Genomic DNA, 16,366 nt, shown 5'->3' with positions numbered 1-16,366 from the left:
GGTGAGGGTGTCGGCCCTCTCACACCTGGTCGGCGGGCTTGCGGCCAGACAGCCCGGTCTTCATCAGGCTGGCCACGGTCGTGATGACGAGGGTGCCGATGATCACGCCCAGGGACACCCAGATCGGGACGTCGGGCGCCCAGCCGACGGGCTCGCCGCCGTTGATGAACGGCAGCTCGTTCTCGTGCAGCGCGTGCAGCACCAGCTTGACGCCGATGAAGCCGAGCAGGAAGGCGAGTCCGTAGGAGAGGTACACCAGCCTCTCGAGCAGGCCACCGATCAGGAAGTAGAGCTGACGCAGCCCCATCAGGGCGAAGATGTTCGCCGTCAGCACGATGTACGGCTCGCTGGTGAGGCCGTAGATCGCCGGGATCGAGTCGAGCGCGAACAGCAGGTCGGTGGTGCCCAGCGCGATGATCACGATGAACATCGGCGTGATCACGCGCTTGCCGTTCTCGTGCGTCAGGATCTTGCTGCCGTGCCACTCAGCTGTCGCGGGGAACCGGCGCTCGACGAACTTGATCAGTCGGTTCTCCTCGAAGTCCTGCTCGTCCTCCTGCCCCTCGCGGGCCAGCTTGACGGCGGTGTAGATGAGGAAGGCACCGAAGAGGTAGAAGACCCAGCTGAACTCGTTGATCGCGGCCGCACCGACGGCGATGAAGATGCCGCGCATGATCAGCGCGAGCACGATGCCGACGAGCAGGGCACTCTGCTGCAGCTGCTTGGGTACGGCGAACTTGTTCATGATGATCAGGAAGATGAACAGGTTGTCGACCGAGAGGGAGTACTCGGTCAGCCAGCCGGCGAAGAACTCGGTGCCGTACTGGTGACCGGCGAAGAACCAGACGCCGATGCCGAACGCGACGGCCATGCCGACGAACACGCCCAGCGCGACACTGACCTCCTTGCGGGAGGGCTCGTGAGGGCGTCGGCCGATGACGACGATGTCGACGAGCAGGACGGCACTGGTGATGCCGATCGTGAGCCACCAGGTGAGTGGGGATACATCCATGCTTCGGGCCTCCGGACCAGTTCCTGCGCACGCGACGTACGACGCGTGCGGGTGTCAGCTGTCCGGAGGTCTCTTCCGCCGCATCGTCGCGACCGACGATCCCGGGTCTGGGCCGAGGTGCTGTGGCCAGACCGTGATGACGAGACCGCCGCGAAGGAATACTCCCCTCCAACGGGTCCCATCCTCCCAGACACAGGGCCGACCAGGAAATCGACCCGGTGGACGCGGGGCTACTCCTCGGACGCAGAGCCCTCGAACACGGCACGCAGCTCCGGGCCCGCGCTGGGATCGCCGAGAACCAACGCCTCGTCGGCTGCCTCCAGCACCGTCTCTGCGCTGACCGGCACCAGTTGGCCCCGACGTACGACGAAGCTCACCCACACACCCTCGGGCAGCACCGTGAGGTCGGAGATCCTCGACCCGTCGGCGGCCGAACCGCGTGCGACCGTGAGGCGGTGTACGCCGTTGGGCTCGTCGCGGAGCCGTACTCCGAGCGACCACGGCTCCGGCTCGACCTCCCGCATGGGCACCTTCAGGAGGCGAGCCACTGTCGGCACGAGGCTGCCCTGGCCGACCACCGAGAGCACGACGACGATCACGACCATCCCGTAGAGCCGTTCGGCATCGTCGATGTGCTCGCTGAGGATGAAGCTGCCGAGCAGGAGCGGCACCGCCCCCTTGAGCCCCGCGAACATCAAGAAGCGCTTCTCGTTCCGTTGCAGTCCTGAGCCGGCGAGGAGCGGACCGACCACGACGGGCCGGATCACCAGCGAGACGACGAGCGCCAGTGCGACGCCCGGAACCCAGACCTCCGTATGCGCGAGCACGCCCAGGTCCACGGTCAGTCCCAACGCGACGAAGGCCACGATCTCGGCGAGGCTGGAGAGTCCCGAGTGAAAGTGCTCGATCTCCCGTTTGTACGGCGCCCGCGCGTCCCCGATCAGGATGCCGGCGACGAACACGGCCAGGAAGCCGGACCCGTGCGCGAGGGTCGCCACCCCGAACAGGGCCAGCGCGCAGGCCAGAGTCCGGAGCGGATAGAGACCCTCCTCCGGCAACGGCACGTGCCGCATGAACCAGAGCAGGGCCTGCCCCCCGAGGACGCCCACCACGGCTCCCACGGCCATCTGCAGCAGGAACTCTGCGGCGATGTGCCCGATGGCGCCTCCGGAGATGCCACCCGCGGTGAGCAGGCTGGCCATCAGGGCGATGCCGACCGGGTCGTTGGCGCCCGACTCGCCCTCCAGGATGGTGCCGCTGCGACCGGACACCTCGCGCTGGCCGAGGACGGAGAACACGACGGCGGGATCGGTCGGCGCGATCGCGGTCGCGACCAGCACGGCGGCGTACCAGTCCAGGCCCACGACCAGGTGCAGGAACAGGGCGCCTGCGACGGCGGTCAGGAAGGTGCCCAGGATGCCGACCATCGCGATCGGGCGGGCCGCACCCCGGAACCTCGACCAGCCGATCCCCATCCCCCCGTCGAACAGGATGAAGATCAGCGCCACGGTGACGAGCCGGTCGACCGTCTGCTCGGCCGGGGTGTGCAGGTCCGGGAAGACCTGCAGTGCGACCGCGGAGGCAGCCAGCACCAGCGCTGGTGCGGGGATCCGCAGCCACTGGGTCAGGCGGTTGGCCAGCACCGCCGCCAGCACCACCGCAGCCGTCACCACCAACAGCAGCGCGAAGGTGTAGGTGTCGGACATGGCGCTCCCCAGTCAGGTTTTGCGTACGGCAGTCTCGTTGCCGACCAGACTTCCCGGCGCACCTCGTGCGAATGCTACCGGCGCGTCCGTCCGCAGCGCCGGGTCGGCGCAACCGGCGACACCGGGACGCGTGAGGATAGGGTTCGGTCGGACGTCGGAACCGAAGGGAAACCATCAGCCATGGCACACCGTGAGCCCGTCACGCCCCCCGCAGAAGAGCCGACCATCGGCAGGCTGGTCGTCGACGCGAGCCGTGACGTCTCCACCCTGATCAAGAGCGAGATCGAGCTGGCCAAGTCGGAGCTCAAGGTCTCGCTGCGGGCCGGTGGGATCAGCCTGGGCCTGTTCGCAGCGGCCGGGTTCCTCGTGCTGCTGTCGATCATCATGCTCTCGGTGGCCTTCGCCTACTTCCTCACGCTCTGGTTCGACTGGGACCTGGCGTGGAGCTTCCTGATCGTGTTCGGCGTCTACGTGCTGGTCGCCGCGCTGCTCGCCTTCGTCGGGGTCAAGAAGATCAAGACCGTCCGTCCCCCCGAGCGCGCCATCGAGCAGGGCAAGCAGATCCCGGCTGCCTTCAAGCGCAGCAGCTGAGGAGCCCGTCGGTTTCCCCGGCCGCCCGGGGAAACTGGACCCGGAAGGGCGATACTTCGGCCCTCCGCCTCCAGAATCGGCCGTCTGCCCGGTCCGGTTCGTCCCGCGCCATGCTCAGCACCGCGACCGCAGTCGGCCCCTATGCGCAGTTGCCGCTCGACACCCGCTCGTCGGACTGCAGCCCCCTGGCCGCCGCCTGGCGGACCTGGTCGGAGGTCAGCGCGTAGCCGGTGTCCTTGTCGCTGACCGAAGCGGCGAAGACGACGCCGAGCACCTTGCCGGCGCTGGAGACGAACGGGCCGCCGGAGTTGCCCGGGCGGATGCTGCCGCGCAGGGAGAACACGTGGCGGGTGACGGTGCCGTTGCCGTAGATGTCGGGTGAGCGCAGTCGTTGCTCGCCGCGGATGCGGGCCGGCTGGGCGTCGTACGGTCCGTCCTGGGGGTAGCCGAGGACGGCGCCCTGCATCTTCTCCTTGCCGTCGAGCTCGAACCGGATGGTCGGCCCGTCGAGGTCGGGTACGTCGAGCACGGCCACGTCCACGTCCGGGTTGTAGTAGACGACCGTGGCGTCGAGGGTCCGGTCGCCGTCCTTGATCTCGGGCTCGGTGACGCCGGCCACGACGTGGGCGTTGGTCATCAGCCGGTGGGGGGCGTAGAGGAAGCCGGTGCCCTCGACGCCGCTGCCGCAGCGGTTGGTGCTGCGGACCTTGAAGACGCTCTGGCGCGCGTTGCGGATGTCGGGGTCGCGTACGACGCGCGCCTGGGCCGGCTCGACGTTGACGATCCGCTCGGGCGCGAACGGCTCGAGGTAGCGCGGGAAGAAGCTCGAGCCGACGACCTGGTCGAAGGACCGCAGCGCCTGCTGGGCCTGCACCGGCATCACCCGGTTGACCGCGAGCAGCACCTTGGAGTCGCGCACCTGGGGGCTGATCCCGGGGATCCGCGACCCGCTGATCGCCACGCCGAGCATCCAGGCGACGACCAGCACGGCGACCACGCTCAGGGCCGCGCCCCCGATGGCGTCGACGGCCCGGATCGGCTGCCAGGTGATCTTGGCCCGGATGCGGGTGCCCGCGAACTGGAGGACGGCCTGGCCGAGGGAGGCCATCACGAGTACGACGAACAGTGCTCCCAGCGAGACCCACATCGACGGGGCTGCGTCGCCGAGCAGCAGCGGCGCCAGCCAGATGCCGACCAACCCACCGAGCAGCAGCCCGGCCGTCGCGAAGGCACCGGTGATGAAGCCCTGCCAGTAGCCGGAGAGCGCATAGGCGAGGGTCAGCACGACCAGGCACCAGTCGAGGAAGTTCATGCAGGCCCTTCGGGAGGCCGGCCGTCAGGCCAGGGGGACGAGGTCAATCTTGACTCAGTCCGAACATGTAGTCGGGCAATTGCTGCTCCACGGACGCGTCCCACGGCCGGGTCCACCCGACATGGTCGAACAGCTTGTTGATCAGGCCGGCGGTGAACCCCCACAGGATCAGGTCCTTCTCGTCCCCGATCAGGAAGCCCGGGCTGCTGTAGCCGATCGGGTGTACGACGGTCACGCGGTGCTGCGGGTCGAGCAGCTCCTCGATCGGCACGCGCAGGACGGCGTTGACCTCGGCCGGGTCGACCACAGCGACCTGCGAGGGCTCCTGCCACCACCCGAGCACCGCGGTGACGGCGAAGTTGCTCGGCGGGAGCCAGAGCTCGGGCAGGCTGGCGAAGACCTCGACGCCGGCCGGATCGAGCCCGGTCTCCTCCTCGGCCTCCCGCAGGGCCGCGGCCTCCGGTGACGGGTCGGTGTCGTCGATCGAGCCGCCGGGGAAGCTCACCTGACCGGGGTGGGAGCGCATGTCGTGGGCGCGCTCGGTGAGGAGCAGGTCGGGACCGTTGGGACCCTCGCCGAACAGCATCAGCACCGCGCCCTTGCGCGCGTCGGAGCCCGGCGGAGGCACGAAGCGGCTGATGTCCTCGGCGGTGATGGTGCTCGCGCCCTCGCGGATGGGCTCGAGCCAGTCGGGCAGACCCATCAGCCGGACACCTCGAGGTAGCGGTGCACCAGGTCCTCCAGCATCTTCACGGAGGTGATCCTCGCGTACTCCTGGTGAGCGACCTTGCCGTCCTCGTCGACCAGGATCACCTTGGGCAGCGCCTGGGCCCGCAGTCGCCCGCCCGGATCGGTGACGAGCGGGTAGGTGACCCCCGTCGAGCGGATCAGCGCCCGGGCCTGGGAGGTGCGGGTGTCCTGCCAGTCGACGCCGAGCACGTCCACCTTCCCGGCGTACTTCTTCGAGAAGGCTTGGTACTGCGGGAGCTCCTCGCGACACGGCCCGCACCAGCTCGCCCAGAGGTTGATCACCAGCGGGCCCTTCAGGCCGGAGAGGTCGACGGCCTGACCGCCGCTGAGCGGCTGGAGGGTGACGTCGGGCAGCTCGGTGCCGACCGTGGTGTCCTTCTTCTCCGAGGAGCACCCGGTGACGAGCAGCAGCGCAACGACGACTGCCGCGAGCCACTTCACGCCGGCCCCTGGGTCTTCACCAGTTTCGCTGCTTCCTCGGGGTCGGTCGGGCCGGCGCCGTACGACGGGCACCAGCGCGCCACCGTGCAGGCACCGCAGGCCGGCTTCTTGGCATGGCAGACACGGCGACCGTGCCAGATCAGGTGGTGACTCAGCATCGTCCAGTCGCGCTTGGGGAACAGCGCCCCGATCGCGTGCTCGGCCTTCACCGGGTCGGTCTCCTCGGTCCAGCCGAGCCGCCGGACCAGTCGACCGAAGTGGGTGTCCACGGTGATCCCCGGGACACCGAAGCCGTTGCCGAGCACCACGTTGCCGGTCTTGCGACCCACGCCGGGAAGCTTGACGAGGTCGTCGAGCCTGGCCGGGACCTCACCGTTGTGGTCGGCGACCAGCGCCGCGGAGAGCTTCAGCAACGACTCGGTCTTGGCCCGGAAGAACCCCAACGGGCCGATGATGCGTTCGAGGTCCTCGCGCGGCGCCGAGGCCATGGCCCGGGCGTCCGGGTAGGCCTGGAACAGCACCGGGCGCACCGCGTTGACCCGGCGGTCGGTGGTCTGCGCGCTGAGCACGGTGACCACCAGCAGCTGGAACGGGTCGTCGAAGTCGAGCTCGATGGTGGCGTCGGGATAGGTCTCCGCCAGCACCCGGTTGACCTTGCGGGCCCGGCGGACGAGAGACGTGTCCGGAGCGGCGGGGACAGGGGCTGGCACGCCGACCAGAGTACGGCGCAGTGGGGACACCCCGGCCGCTCGGGTTGCGGTGCCGAGCGGTGGGACGAGCGGGGTCGCGTGGCGATTGTGGGGACGATGGGACAGACTGTGACCTGCAACACGGCTACCGGCCCCAGACCTCGGCCGGGCTGGTTGTGCGCGACGAGAAAGGGACATCACGTGGAGAACGACGTACTCCGGCAGGCGCCGCTGTTCAGCGCCCTCGACGACGAGGCCGCGGCAGCACTGCGCTCGTCGATGAGCGAGAACCGCTTGCGTCGTGGAGAGGTGCTGTTCCATGAGGGCGACCCGGGCGACAAGCTCTACATCGTCACCGACGGCAAGGTGAAGCTCGGCCGCACCTCCTCCGACGGTCGCGAGAACCTGCTGGCGATCCTCGGTCCCGGCCAGATGTTCGGCGAGCTGTCGCTGTTCGACCCCGGTCCGCGCTCGGCCACGGTCACGGCCGTCACCGAGACGACCTTCCTGTCCCTGTCGCACGACGACCTCCTGCGCTGGCTCGAAGGACGGCCCGGCGTCTCGCTCGGCCTGCTGACGCAGCTGGCCGGCCGCCTGCGCAAGACCAACGAGGTCGTCGCCGACCTGGTCTTCTCCGACGTCCCCGGGCGCGTGGCCAAGGCGCTGCTCGACCTGGCCGACCGCTTCGGCCGCACCGCCGACGACGGTGTCCACGTCCACCACGACCTCACCCAGGAGGAGCTCGCCCAGCTGGTCGGCGCCTCCCGCGAGACCGTCAACAAGGCACTGGCCGACTTCGCCTCGCGCGGCTGGCTACGCCTGGAGCCGCGCTCGGTCGTCATCCACGACGTCGAGCGGCTGCGCCGCCGCGCGCGCTGATGCCCCCTACGGCGTGACGGCGGCTCCGCCTGTGGGCGCCGTGGGGTCGTAGCTCTTGGCGAACTTCAGCGCGTCGATGGTCACGCTCGTGACCACGACCGGGTGGTCCGTCGTACGACGCACGAGCGGGCCGCGGTCGATCACGTAGTTCTTGAACTGCACGCCCGGGCTGCCGAAGATCCAGTCGATCTGGGTCGGCTTGGGCGGTGCGCAGCCACCGGAGTTGCTGCCCCCGGCCGCCGCGAGCAGCGGGGTGGCGGCGGTGACGCGGCAGAAGTACTCCGAGCGCTCGTTCATGTCGCCGGTGACGAACTGCGGGATCTGCTGGGTCTCCAGGGAGTTGAACAGCTTGATCTCGCGGGTGGTCGCCTCGGTGCGGAAGCGCTGCATGTCGCCGCCGATGTTGGCCGGGTTGTGGAACGTCGAGAAGTACGCCTGCACGCCGGTCTGCTTGTTGCGCAGCAGCACGTAGGGCATCGGTCGGATGCGGCCGTGGAAGTAGGGGATCGGGATCAGGCCGGGACGCACCATCTCCCAGGTGTCCGAGCGCCAGGCGACCGAGTTCTCACCGGCGCGACGACCCATCGAGAGCCCGGGGTACATCTCCCAGCCCTGGGCCCGGCTGCGGAACGCCGCCCGCTGATCGGGCTGGAACTCCTGGAAGCCGACCACGCTGATCTGGTGCTGGGCCAGGATCTGCAGGGCGCCGTTGAGGCGCTGCACGCCGGGGCCGAACCGGGCCGACGAACCGCCCGACTTGCTGTGAGAGCTGCCGAGCAGGTTGAAGGTCGCCATGTTGAAGCTGGCGACCGGGGGCAGCGCGATCGGCTTGGGGCGCACCGCTGCCGGGTTGATGTCGACGGCCTTCTTCTCGTCGCGGGCGGACACCTTGCCGGCGTACGTCGCTTCGGCGGACGGCACCGCGGTCGGGCTGCTGGGCGCGGCGGACTCGCTCGGCTTGGCATCAGCCTGAGCCGTCTTGTCGGACTTCTTGTCCGAGTCGGGCTTCAAGCCCCCCTTGAACCAGAGGAAGCCGCCTCCCCAGACGACGACGAGCAGCAGCACGAACGCCGCCATACCCAACTTCTCCCGCACCCCAAAACGATACCGGGGCATACAGCAGGTCGTGCACCAAATGACCGATCCCCGGACGGCGGGCGCGGACTCCTACGAGGCGGCGCCCAGGGTGACGTGGGTGACCACGACCGGGTGGTCCGTCGTACGACGCACGAGCGGGCTGCGGTCGACGGTGTAGTCGCTGAACTTCACGCTCGGGCTGCCCAGGATCCAGTCGATCCCGATCGGCTTCGGCGGGCGGCAGCTGCCGTCGTTGCTACCGCCGGCAGCAGCGAGGAGACGGGTGCCGGCGGTGACGCGGCAGAAGTACTCCGCACGCTCGTTCATGTCGCCGGTGACGAGCTGCGGGATGCCGGTCGCCTCGAGCTCGTTGAACAGCTTGATCTCGCGGCTGGTGGCCTCGGCGCGCCAGCGCTGCATGTTGCCGCCGATGTTGGCCGGGTTGTGGAAGGTCGAGAAGTACGCCTGAGCGCCGGTCGCCTTGTTCTTCAGCAGCACGTAGGGCATCGGCCGCTCCCGGCCGTTGAAGTAGGTGATGTCGACCAGGCCCGTCTTGACCAGGTCCCAGGTGTCGGTGCGCCAGGCGACCGAGTTCTCACCGGCCTTGCGGCCCATCGACAGGCCCGGGTACATCGCCCAGCCGGTCGCCTGCCGCTGGAAAGCCGCACGCTGGTCGGGCTGGAACTCCTGGAGTCCGGCCACGCTGACCTGGTGCTGGGCCAAGATCTGCAGGGCACCGGGCATCCGGGCCACGCCCGAGGCCATGCCGGGACTGTGCCCGCCCTTGGCCGTGTGCGAGCTGCCCAGCAGGTTGAAGGTGGCCATCGTGAACTGGGTCCCCGCTCCCGAGGACGGGGTCGTCGTCGGAGGCGTGTCCGTGGGCGGCGAACCGGTGCCGGCGAGCCCGGTCGAGGACGGGAGCGAGCTGCCGACGCGCGGCTGGGCGGGCAGCTGACGCAGGACGAGCTTCGGCGTGGCCGTCGGCTTGGGCTTGAGCCTGATGGGGGCCGGAGAGGGCGATGGCATCGGGGTCGCGTTGCCGTAACCGACCGGCGCCATCGGCAGCTCGGGGTTCACGGGCTGCGCCACCGACGAGGTGTCGCTGGTAGGCGTGAACCCGCCCTGGGCCCACATGAACCCAGCGCCCCACGCGAACGACAGGCTGACCGCACCGACGGTCAGCAACCACTTCTCCAGCATCGAGTGCTCCCATCGGCCGGACCGAGGGCGACGTGAGCGTTTCGGCCGACCGGGTTTCAGCCCCGGTCAGCGCTGGATCATGTCTGGATCATCTCTGGATCATCTCTGGGCGAGGTACGCCAGCTGGGCGCGCACCGACAGCTCGGCCGCACCCCACAGCACCTGGTCGACGTCGGCGTAGACGATCTCCACGACGCGGCGCGGGAGCTCCTCCGCAGTGAGTCCCTCGGGACCGAGGCCGGCCAGGGCCGACTCCACCTGCTGGAGCCGTTCGGAGCGGTGCGCGATGTAGTAGTCGAGGGCACCGAGCGCGTCGTCGATGACCGGCCCGTGTCCGGGCCAGATGGTGCCGATCTCGTGGGCCGCGGCCAGGCCGTGCAGCCGGTCGAGGGAGTCGAGGTAGGCGCCCAGCTGGCCGTCGGGATGCGCGACGACGGTCGTGCCGCGCCCGAGCACGGTGTCGCCGGTGAGGACGGCGCCTTCGGCCGGCAGCACGAAGGAGAGCGAGTCGGCGGTGTGGCCGGGCGTGGACACGACGCGGATCTCCAGCCCGTCGACCTCGACGACGTCGCCACCACCGAGACCCTCGGAGCCGAGGCGGTACTCCGGGTCCAGCGCGCGTACGCCGCAGCCGACCCGCTCGGCGAACTGCCGGGCGGCCTCGGAGTGGTCGAGGTGGTGATGGGTCAGGAGTACGACGCCCACGTCACCGGCCAGCTCGGCCACGGCATCGAGGTGGGACTCATCGGGCGGGCCCGGGTCGATCACGACGGAGCGTCGCGCACCCGGCTCCCGCAGGACCCAGGTGTTGGTGCCGTCGAGGGTCATCATGTTGGCGTTCGGGGCGAGCACACACTGCGCGCGTTCACCGAAGGATCCCCCGGTCCAGCTCATCGGCGAGCCTCCAGCAGCGGCTCAAACCGCGCGGGCACCGAGAGGGTGCCGCCGTCCTCGTTCTCCTCGACCTGGGGCGTGTACATCTCGACGGTGCGGTCGCGGGCGGCGTCGAGCACGGCGGCCGGGTCGGCGTACTGACCCACCTCGAGGCAGGTCAGGTAGGTCGGCGGCAGCATCAGGATTCGTTCGTCCTCGACGTCCTCGACCGCCTTGCTGGCCGGCAGCCAGGTCACCTGGTCGGACTCGGTGGAGACGTCGCGGGTGCGCTGGCCCTCGGGCAGGTCGGCGACGAAGAACCAGGTCCGGTAGCGGCGCGGCTCGAAGACCGGGGTCAGCCAGCCCGCCCACACGCCCAGCAGGTCGGTCCGGAGCACCAGCCCACGCCGGTCGAGGAAGTCGGTGAAGGACAGCTCCCGCGCCTCGAGGGCCGCGCGGTCGGTCTCCCAGTCCTCGCCGGTGGTGTCGGCGACCACCGTGTCGGCGGCCTTGCCGGCCAGCAGCACGCCGGACTCCTCGAAGGTCTCGCGGACCGCGGCACAGACCAGGGCGCGAGCGGTCGCCTCGTCGGTGCCGAGACCCGACGCCCACTCCTGGGGGGTCGGTCCGGCCCAGGCGGTGGCGTGGTCGAAGTCGCGCGGGTCGACGCCGCCGCCGGGGAAGACGCACATGCCGCCGGCGAACGCCATCGACGTCTGTCGCCGCAGGAGGTAGACCTCGGGTCCCGACGTCCCGGAGCGCAGCAGCACCACGGTCGCCGCGTTGCGCGGCTCCACCGGCTCCCGGGTGCCGTCGGCGAACGCGCGGGCGTGCTCGACGAGATGGGGCGGCAGCTGGACGCGGACGTTGCCGGCCACGCCGCTCAGATTTCGACGATGAGCTCGACCTCGACGGGCGCGTCGAGGGGCAGCACCGGTACGCCGACCGCGGAGCGGGCGTGCCGGCCCACGTCCCCGAAGACCTCACCGAGGAGCTCCGAGACACCGTTCGCGACCTGCGGCTGCCCGGTGAAGTCGGGCGTCGACGCGACGAACGCGACCACCTTGACGATGCGCTTGACCGCGGACAGCTCGCCGACCTCGGCCCGGACGGCCGCGAGGGCGTTCAGCCCGCACTGGCGGGCGCACTCGACGGCCTCCTCCTGACTGACCTCGCCGCCGACCTTGCCGGTCAGCATCAGCTGGCCGTCGCGCATCGGCAGCTGGCCGGAGGTGAAGACGTGGTGGCCGCTGCGCACGGCCGGGATGTACGCCGCCACCGGCTTGGCCACCTCGGGCACGCTCAGCCCGAGCTCGGCGAGCCGCTCCTCCGGGGTGCTCATGCGAGGGGCCGCTTGAAGTAGGCGACGAGGTTCTCGGGGTTCATCCCCGGCACCATCTGGACGAGCTCCCAGCCGTCGGACCCGAAGTTGTCGAGGATCTGCTTGGTCGAGTGCACCAGCACGGGCGCGGTCAGGTATTCCCACTTGGTCATGCGCCTCACACTAGGGCGTGTCCTAGGTTGGCCACCATGCCGCCCGACCTGCCCGATGCGACCGTGCGCTACGCCGGTCACGAGGACGCGGTGGTCGACCTCCACCTCCCCGAAGGATCGCGCCCGACGAGTCCCGGCACGCCGCTCGTCGTACTGCTGCACGGGGGGTTCTGGAAGCAGGAGTGGGACCGCCGGCACACCCGCACGCAGGCGCGCGCGATCGCCGACCTCGGCGCGGTGGTGGCGACGCCGGAGTACCGCCGCGTCAGGGGTGGTGGTGGCTGGCCGGTCACCGGAGACGACGTCCTCCTCGCCGTACGCCGCCTCCCGGAGCTGCTCGCCGAGCTCGGCATCGCCACCGGCCCGATGTCGCTGATCGGCCACTCGGCCGGTGGTCACCTCGCCCTGTGGCTGTCCTCGCACGACCTCCCCGTCGCCCGGGTGGTGGCCCTGGCCCCGGTGTGCGATCTCCGCGAGGCCATCCGGTTGCACCTCAGCGACGACGCGACGCAGGCCTTCCTGGGGGGCGCCGATCCGGCCGAGGCCGACCCGATGACGCTGCTCGACCGACAGCCGGCGGCGAGGGTCTCGATCGTGCACGGCATCGGGGACGACACCGTGCCGATCTCGCTGAGCCGGGGGTTCGTCGCCCGGCACCCCTGGGCCGAGCTGCACGAGGTGCCGACCGGACACATGGAGGTCATCGAGCCCGGGTCGGTCGCCTGGTCGACGGTCGTCGCCTGCCTCGAGATCGCCTGATACGGCGGCTTTCCGCCAATGACCGGGCCGCAGGTTTGGCTCGGCGACCGGGGTGGAAGGACTGTGCCACCACGCTCGGGGGGACGTTGTTCACGTGGGAGGCGACCTCTCGAGTCCTACTCAGAGGGAGCACCATGAAGAAGTTCGCCGCTGTCATCTCCTTGCTCGCCAGCACGCTCGTCGTGCCCGCGCTCGCCGCCGCACCCGCCAGTGCGCGGTGCGCCCCACCCGGCAACGAGGTGATCTACGTGTTCACCAACAAGTCGTTCACCTACTACCCGACCAACGTGCACAGCGACTGGGCGGTCTTCCGCAGGGGCGGGAGCATCACCTACAGCCAGACCAAGACCATGCAGGTCAGCGCCTCCATGACGGCCACCGTCTCCGCCGAGGCGGGCGTGGTCTTCGCCAAGGCGTCGACCAGCCTCGGTGTCACGGTCGGCGGCTCCAAGTCCTGGACCCAGCAGTGGAGCTACTCCGCCAACGTGCCGGCCGACACCCAGCACAAGTATCGCCTGCACGCCTACCACTACACCGCCAACTTCTCGGTCATGAAGAAGACGTTCAACGGTGCGCCGAGCGTCTGCAACTACCAGAACTCCTGGAAGAGCTACCAGCGCGTGACGCACGCCCCGGCCAAGGCCTCGAAGAACGTCTGGCGTCTCGACAAGGCTGCTGCCTGACCTGGACGCCAAGACCGGATAGTCCAGAGCGTTTGGCCGCGGCAGCTGCCTCAGCCAGCGGCTTTTCGTTCTGGACTATCCGGTTCTACGGGTTCCTACGCAGCCGTCAGGAGGCTTCGAGGGTGGGGTAGTCGGTGTAGCCCTCGGCCCCGCCGCCGTAGAAGGTGGCGGCGTCGGGCTCGTTGAGCTCGGCGCCCTGCTCCCAGCGGGCGCCGAGGTCGGGGTTGGCCAGGAACTGACGGCCGACCACGACCGCGTCGGCCAGGCCGGTCGCGAGCAGCTCCTCGACGGTGTCGATGCTGGTCACGTCGCCGAAGCCGTCGTTGAGCAGCACCGGACCACCGAAGCGACTCCGCAGGTCGGCGACGAGGTCCTTCAACGGCTCCAACGGGCTGGCCAGGATGCTCAGGTAGGCCAGGCCCAGCGGCGCCACGGCATCCACCAGGGCGGCGTACGTCGCGGACATGTCCGCCCCGGCCTCTTCGCCGACGCCGTTGAACTGGTGGCCGGGCGAGATTCGCAGGCCGACCTTCTCCGCGCCGATCGCCTCGGCGACCGCGGTCACCACCTCGACCACGAGGCGGGCGCGGTTCTCGGGCGAGCCACCGTGGGCGTCCTCGCGCAGGTTGATGGTCGGGTCGAGGAACTGGTGCAGCAGGTAGCCGTTGGCGGAGTGGATCTCCACCCCGTCGAGTCCGGCAATGACCGCGTTCTGCGCAGCGGTCACATAGTCCGCGACCACGCCGGCCAGCTCCTCGGACTCCAGGGCTCGCGGCTCGTCGTGCGGGAACCGGCCGTTGGCCGTGACCATCTCGCCGGGCGCGCGCACAGCGCTCGCCGAGATCGTCTCCGCGCCGTCCTTGTTGTCGGCATGGGCGATCCGGCCGGCGTGCATGAGCTGGGCCACGATGTGGCCACCCTGCTCGTGCACCGCGTCGGCGACGAGGCGCCAACCGGCGACCTGCGCGTCGGTGTAGAGGCCCGGCACGTTGAGGTACCCCTGACCGACCGCGCTCGGGGCGGTGCCCTCGGTGACGATCAGTCCGGCACCGGCCCGCTGGGCGTAGTAGGTGGCGTTGAGCTGCGTCGGGGCGTTGCCGGCTCCCGCACGGTTGCGGGTGAGCGGACCCATCACGAAGGACTGCGGCAAGTTCCAGGAGCCGATCGTGACCGGGGCGAAGGCGCGTGACATCAGGTGAAACCTCACAGATGGTGGAAAGTGGGATTACTTTCCCCAACTGGCCCCACCCCCGAGGCATTCCGCCGAGGTGCCCGTCGTGGGATGGGTCACGTCGCGCTGATGATCTCCGGCTCGGTCTTCTCGCGAACCTCGTCCTCGGTGACACCCGGTGCGAGCTCGACCAGCTGCAGGCCCTCGTCGGTCACGTCGAGGACGCACAGGTCGGTGATGATGCGTTGTACGACGGCCCGGCCGGTGTAGGGCAGCGAGCACTCGTTGACGATCTTGTAGGAGCCGTCCTTGGCGTTGTGCTCCATCAGCACGATCACCCGCTTGGCGCCGTGGACCAGGTCCATCGCGCCGCCCATGCCCTTGACCATCTTCCCGGGGATCATCCAGTTGGCGATGTCGCCGGCCGCGGAGACCTGCATCGCGCCGAGGATCGCGGCATCGATCTTGCCGCCCCGGATCATCCCGAAGCTGGTCGCGGAGTCGAAGAACGAGGCCCCCTTGCGCAGCGTGACGGTCTCCTTGCCGGCGTTGATCAGGTCGGGGTCCTCATCGCCCTCGTAGGGGTAGGCGCCGACCCCGAGGATGCCGTTCTCGCTCTGCAGCACCAGCTCGACGTCGTCGTCGACGTAGTTGGGCACCAGCGTCGGCAACCCGATGCCGAGGTTCACATACGACCCGTCGGTCAGCTCGCTGGCCGCGCGTGCGGCCATCTCCTCACGCGTCCAACTCATCGTTCCACGTCTCCACCGTGCTGAACATTGCCGCTCGCCAGTCCTCTGGGCTCATGTGGAACATCACGTCTTCAAGACCCGCGTCGCTCAGCGGGATATCGGCCCTATTCTCGGCTGGTGGCCGTGGCGGCACCGAGTGGCTGGGAGAGCGAGGGTCAGGTGCCGCCACGGCAGTCTGGGAAGTTTGGTGTAGACGCGTGGTCCTCTTCTCGATGCGCTTGTCGGCGGCCTGCTCGGGGGTCAGGGCCACCACCCGCTGCACGAAGACACCCGGCGTGTGCACGTCCTCCGGCTTGATCTCACCGGGCTCGACGAGGTGCTCGACCTCGGCGATCGACACCCGCCCGCACATCGCGGCCAGCGGGTTGAAGTTGCGTGCCGACTCCCGGTAGACGAGGTTGCCGTGCCGGTCGCCCTTCCAGGCGCGCACCAGTCCGAAGTCGGCGATGATCGCCTCCTCGAGCACGTACTCCCGCCCCCCGAAGTCACGCGTCTCCTTCGGCGGGGAGGACACGATCACCTCACCGTTCGCGTCGTACCTCCACGGCAGGCCGCCCTCGGCCACCTGCGTGCCGCCGCCGGTCGCAGTGAAGAACGCCGCGATCCCCGACCCACCGGCGCGCATCCGCTCGGCCAGGGTCCCCTGCGGAGTCAGCTCGACCTCGAGCTCACCGGAGAGGTACTGCCGGGCGAACTCCTTGTTCTCCCCGACGTACGACGCCACCATCCGCCGCAACCGCTTCTCGGCCAGCAACCGGCCCAGACCCCACTCGTCGACACCGCAGTTGTTCGAGACCGCCTCGAGGTCGGTCGTCCCGGCCTCCAGGAGCGCCTCGATCAGCACCGACGGGATCCCGCACAACCCGAATCCACCGACCGACAGCGTCGCGCCGTCGGGGATGTCGGCGACCGCCTCGGCCGCACTTCCCACAACCTTGTCCACGAGCTCACCTCCGTGCCGCGATCCTGCCATGAGG

18 protein-coding genes and 1 pseudogene are annotated in these 16,366 nt (G+C 69.7%); 4 read left to right on the top strand and 15 right to left on the bottom strand.

What is annotated here, in order from left to right:
• Nucleotides 1–19 precede the first annotated feature (19 nt).
• A complete protein-coding gene (locus H976_RS0117285) occupies nucleotides 20–1,012 on the bottom strand; it encodes a TerC family protein (RefSeq protein ID WP_027862557.1) in 993 nt (330 codons plus the stop codon).
• A 230-nt stretch (nucleotides 1,013–1,242) separates the two neighbouring features.
• The gene (locus tag H976_RS27025; protein ID WP_051276968.1) at nucleotides 1,243–2,718 is read right to left on the bottom strand and encodes a cation:proton antiporter; all 1,476 of its coding nucleotides are present in this window, start codon (nucleotides 2,716–2,718) and stop codon (nucleotides 1,243–1,245) included.
• A gap of 180 nt (nucleotides 2,719–2,898) precedes the next feature.
• Here H976_RS27025 and H976_RS0117275 point away from each other — a divergent pair, with 180 nt between their 5' ends.
• A complete protein-coding gene (locus tag H976_RS0117275; protein WP_027862556.1) occupies nucleotides 2,899–3,309 on the top strand; it encodes a phage holin family protein in 411 nt (136 codons plus the stop codon).
• Between the two features lie 139 nt (nucleotides 3,310–3,448).
• Here H976_RS0117275 and H976_RS0117270 read toward each other — a convergent pair whose 3' ends face one another.
• The 4 genes from H976_RS0117270 to nth are packed head-to-tail and all read right to left on the bottom strand — an operon-like array spanning nucleotide 3,449 to nucleotide 6,522.
• Complete coding sequence (locus H976_RS0117270; protein WP_027862555.1) at nucleotides 3,449–4,621, bottom strand: MarP family serine protease; 1,173 nt, start codon at nucleotides 4,619–4,621, stop codon at nucleotides 3,449–3,451.
• Between the two features lie 43 nt (nucleotides 4,622–4,664).
• On the bottom strand, nucleotides 4,665–5,324 hold the full coding sequence (locus H976_RS27020; protein WP_036227096.1) for a CoA pyrophosphatase: 660 nt from the start codon (nucleotides 5,322–5,324) through the stop codon (nucleotides 4,665–4,667).
• Nucleotides 5,324–5,812 carry a TlpA disulfide reductase family protein gene (locus H976_RS27015; protein WP_051276967.1) on the bottom strand — a complete coding sequence of 163 codons (489 nt, stop codon included), beginning with the start codon at nucleotides 5,810–5,812 and terminating at the stop codon, nucleotides 5,324–5,326. The genes H976_RS27020 and H976_RS27015 overlap by 1 nt, the downstream gene beginning before the upstream one ends.
• Nucleotides 5,809–6,522 carry an endonuclease III gene (nth, locus tag H976_RS0117255; protein WP_036227095.1) on the bottom strand — a complete coding sequence of 238 codons (714 nt, stop codon included), beginning with the start codon at nucleotides 6,520–6,522 and terminating at the stop codon, nucleotides 5,809–5,811. Before nth ends, H976_RS27015 begins: the two co-directional genes overlap by 4 nt.
• A 180-nt stretch (nucleotides 6,523–6,702) precedes the next feature.
• Here nth and H976_RS0117250 point away from each other — a divergent pair, with 180 nt between their 5' ends.
• Complete coding sequence (locus H976_RS0117250) at nucleotides 6,703–7,380, top strand: Crp/Fnr family transcriptional regulator (RefSeq protein WP_027862553.1); 678 nt, start codon at nucleotides 6,703–6,705, stop codon at nucleotides 7,378–7,380.
• A gap of 6 nt (nucleotides 7,381–7,386) precedes the next feature.
• On the opposite strand, the gene H976_RS0117245 is transcribed toward H976_RS0117250, so the two are convergent.
• The 6 genes from H976_RS0117245 to H976_RS30090 all read right to left on the bottom strand — a co-directional run bounded on the left by H976_RS0117245 (nucleotide 7,387) and on the right by H976_RS30090 (nucleotide 12,024).
• Nucleotides 7,387–8,475 (bottom strand): endonuclease/exonuclease/phosphatase family protein, encoded by a 1,089-nt coding sequence (locus tag H976_RS0117245; RefSeq protein WP_155918411.1) that lies wholly within the window; start codon nucleotides 8,473–8,475, stop codon nucleotides 7,387–7,389.
• A 72-nt stretch (nucleotides 8,476–8,547) separates the two neighbouring features.
• Nucleotides 8,548–9,657 carry an endonuclease/exonuclease/phosphatase family protein gene (locus H976_RS0117240; RefSeq protein WP_027862551.1) on the bottom strand — a complete coding sequence of 370 codons (1,110 nt, stop codon included), beginning with the start codon at nucleotides 9,655–9,657 and terminating at the stop codon, nucleotides 8,548–8,550.
• A gap of 99 nt (nucleotides 9,658–9,756) precedes the next feature.
• Nucleotides 9,757–10,551 carry an MBL fold metallo-hydrolase gene (locus H976_RS0117235; protein WP_027862550.1) on the bottom strand — a complete coding sequence of 265 codons (795 nt, stop codon included), beginning with the start codon at nucleotides 10,549–10,551 and terminating at the stop codon, nucleotides 9,757–9,759.
• On the bottom strand, nucleotides 10,548–11,408 hold the full coding sequence (locus H976_RS27010) for an NUDIX domain-containing protein (protein WP_051276966.1): 861 nt from the start codon (nucleotides 11,406–11,408) through the stop codon (nucleotides 10,548–10,550). Before H976_RS27010 ends, H976_RS0117235 begins: the two co-directional genes overlap by 4 nt.
• Nucleotides 11,409–11,413: 5 nt before the next feature.
• Nucleotides 11,414–11,872, bottom strand: a complete 459-nt coding sequence (locus H976_RS0117225; protein ID WP_027862549.1) for a RidA family protein — start codon at nucleotides 11,870–11,872, stop codon at nucleotides 11,414–11,416.
• Nucleotides 11,869–12,024 (bottom strand): DUF4177 domain-containing protein, encoded by a 156-nt coding sequence (locus H976_RS30090; protein ID WP_155918408.1) that lies wholly within the window; start codon nucleotides 12,022–12,024, stop codon nucleotides 11,869–11,871. Before H976_RS30090 ends, H976_RS0117225 begins: the two co-directional genes overlap by 4 nt.
• A 36-nt stretch (nucleotides 12,025–12,060) precedes the next feature.
• Here H976_RS30090 and H976_RS0117215 point away from each other — a divergent pair, with 36 nt between their 5' ends.
• Nucleotides 12,061–12,783 (top strand): alpha/beta hydrolase, encoded by a 723-nt coding sequence (locus tag H976_RS0117215; protein WP_036227094.1) that lies wholly within the window; start codon nucleotides 12,061–12,063, stop codon nucleotides 12,781–12,783.
• A gap of 134 nt (nucleotides 12,784–12,917) precedes the next feature.
• Nucleotides 12,918–13,466, top strand: coding sequence for a hypothetical protein (locus H976_RS0117210; protein WP_027862547.1), 549 nt, complete (start codon nucleotides 12,918–12,920; stop codon nucleotides 13,464–13,466).
• Nucleotides 13,467–13,572: 106 nt separating this feature from the next.
• Here H976_RS0117210 and H976_RS0117205 read toward each other — a convergent pair whose 3' ends face one another.
• The 3 genes and pseudogenes from H976_RS0117205 to H976_RS27005 form a co-directional block, all read right to left on the bottom strand.
• The gene (locus tag H976_RS0117205; protein ID WP_027862546.1) at nucleotides 13,573–14,658 is read right to left on the bottom strand and encodes an alkene reductase; all 1,086 of its coding nucleotides are present in this window, start codon (nucleotides 14,656–14,658) and stop codon (nucleotides 13,573–13,575) included.
• A gap of 95 nt (nucleotides 14,659–14,753) precedes the next feature.
• Nucleotides 14,754–15,389 (bottom strand): CoA transferase subunit B, encoded by a 636-nt coding sequence (locus tag H976_RS0117200; protein WP_027862545.1) that lies wholly within the window; start codon nucleotides 15,387–15,389, stop codon nucleotides 14,754–14,756.
• A 193-nt stretch (nucleotides 15,390–15,582) separates the two neighbouring features.
• Nucleotides 15,583–16,332: pseudogene (locus H976_RS27005) on the bottom strand (CoA transferase subunit A); the annotation flags it as partial.
• Nucleotides 16,333–16,366 lie beyond the last annotated feature (34 nt).

Origin of the sequence: Marmoricola sp. URHB0036 (assembly GCF_000426045.1) — a bacterium.
In the GTDB taxonomy this organism is placed as follows: domain Bacteria; phylum Actinomycetota; class Actinomycetes; order Propionibacteriales; family Nocardioidaceae; genus Marmoricola.
Note: the sequence above shows the minus strand (reverse complement) of the source record. Positions and strands in the feature narration are given on the sequence as shown.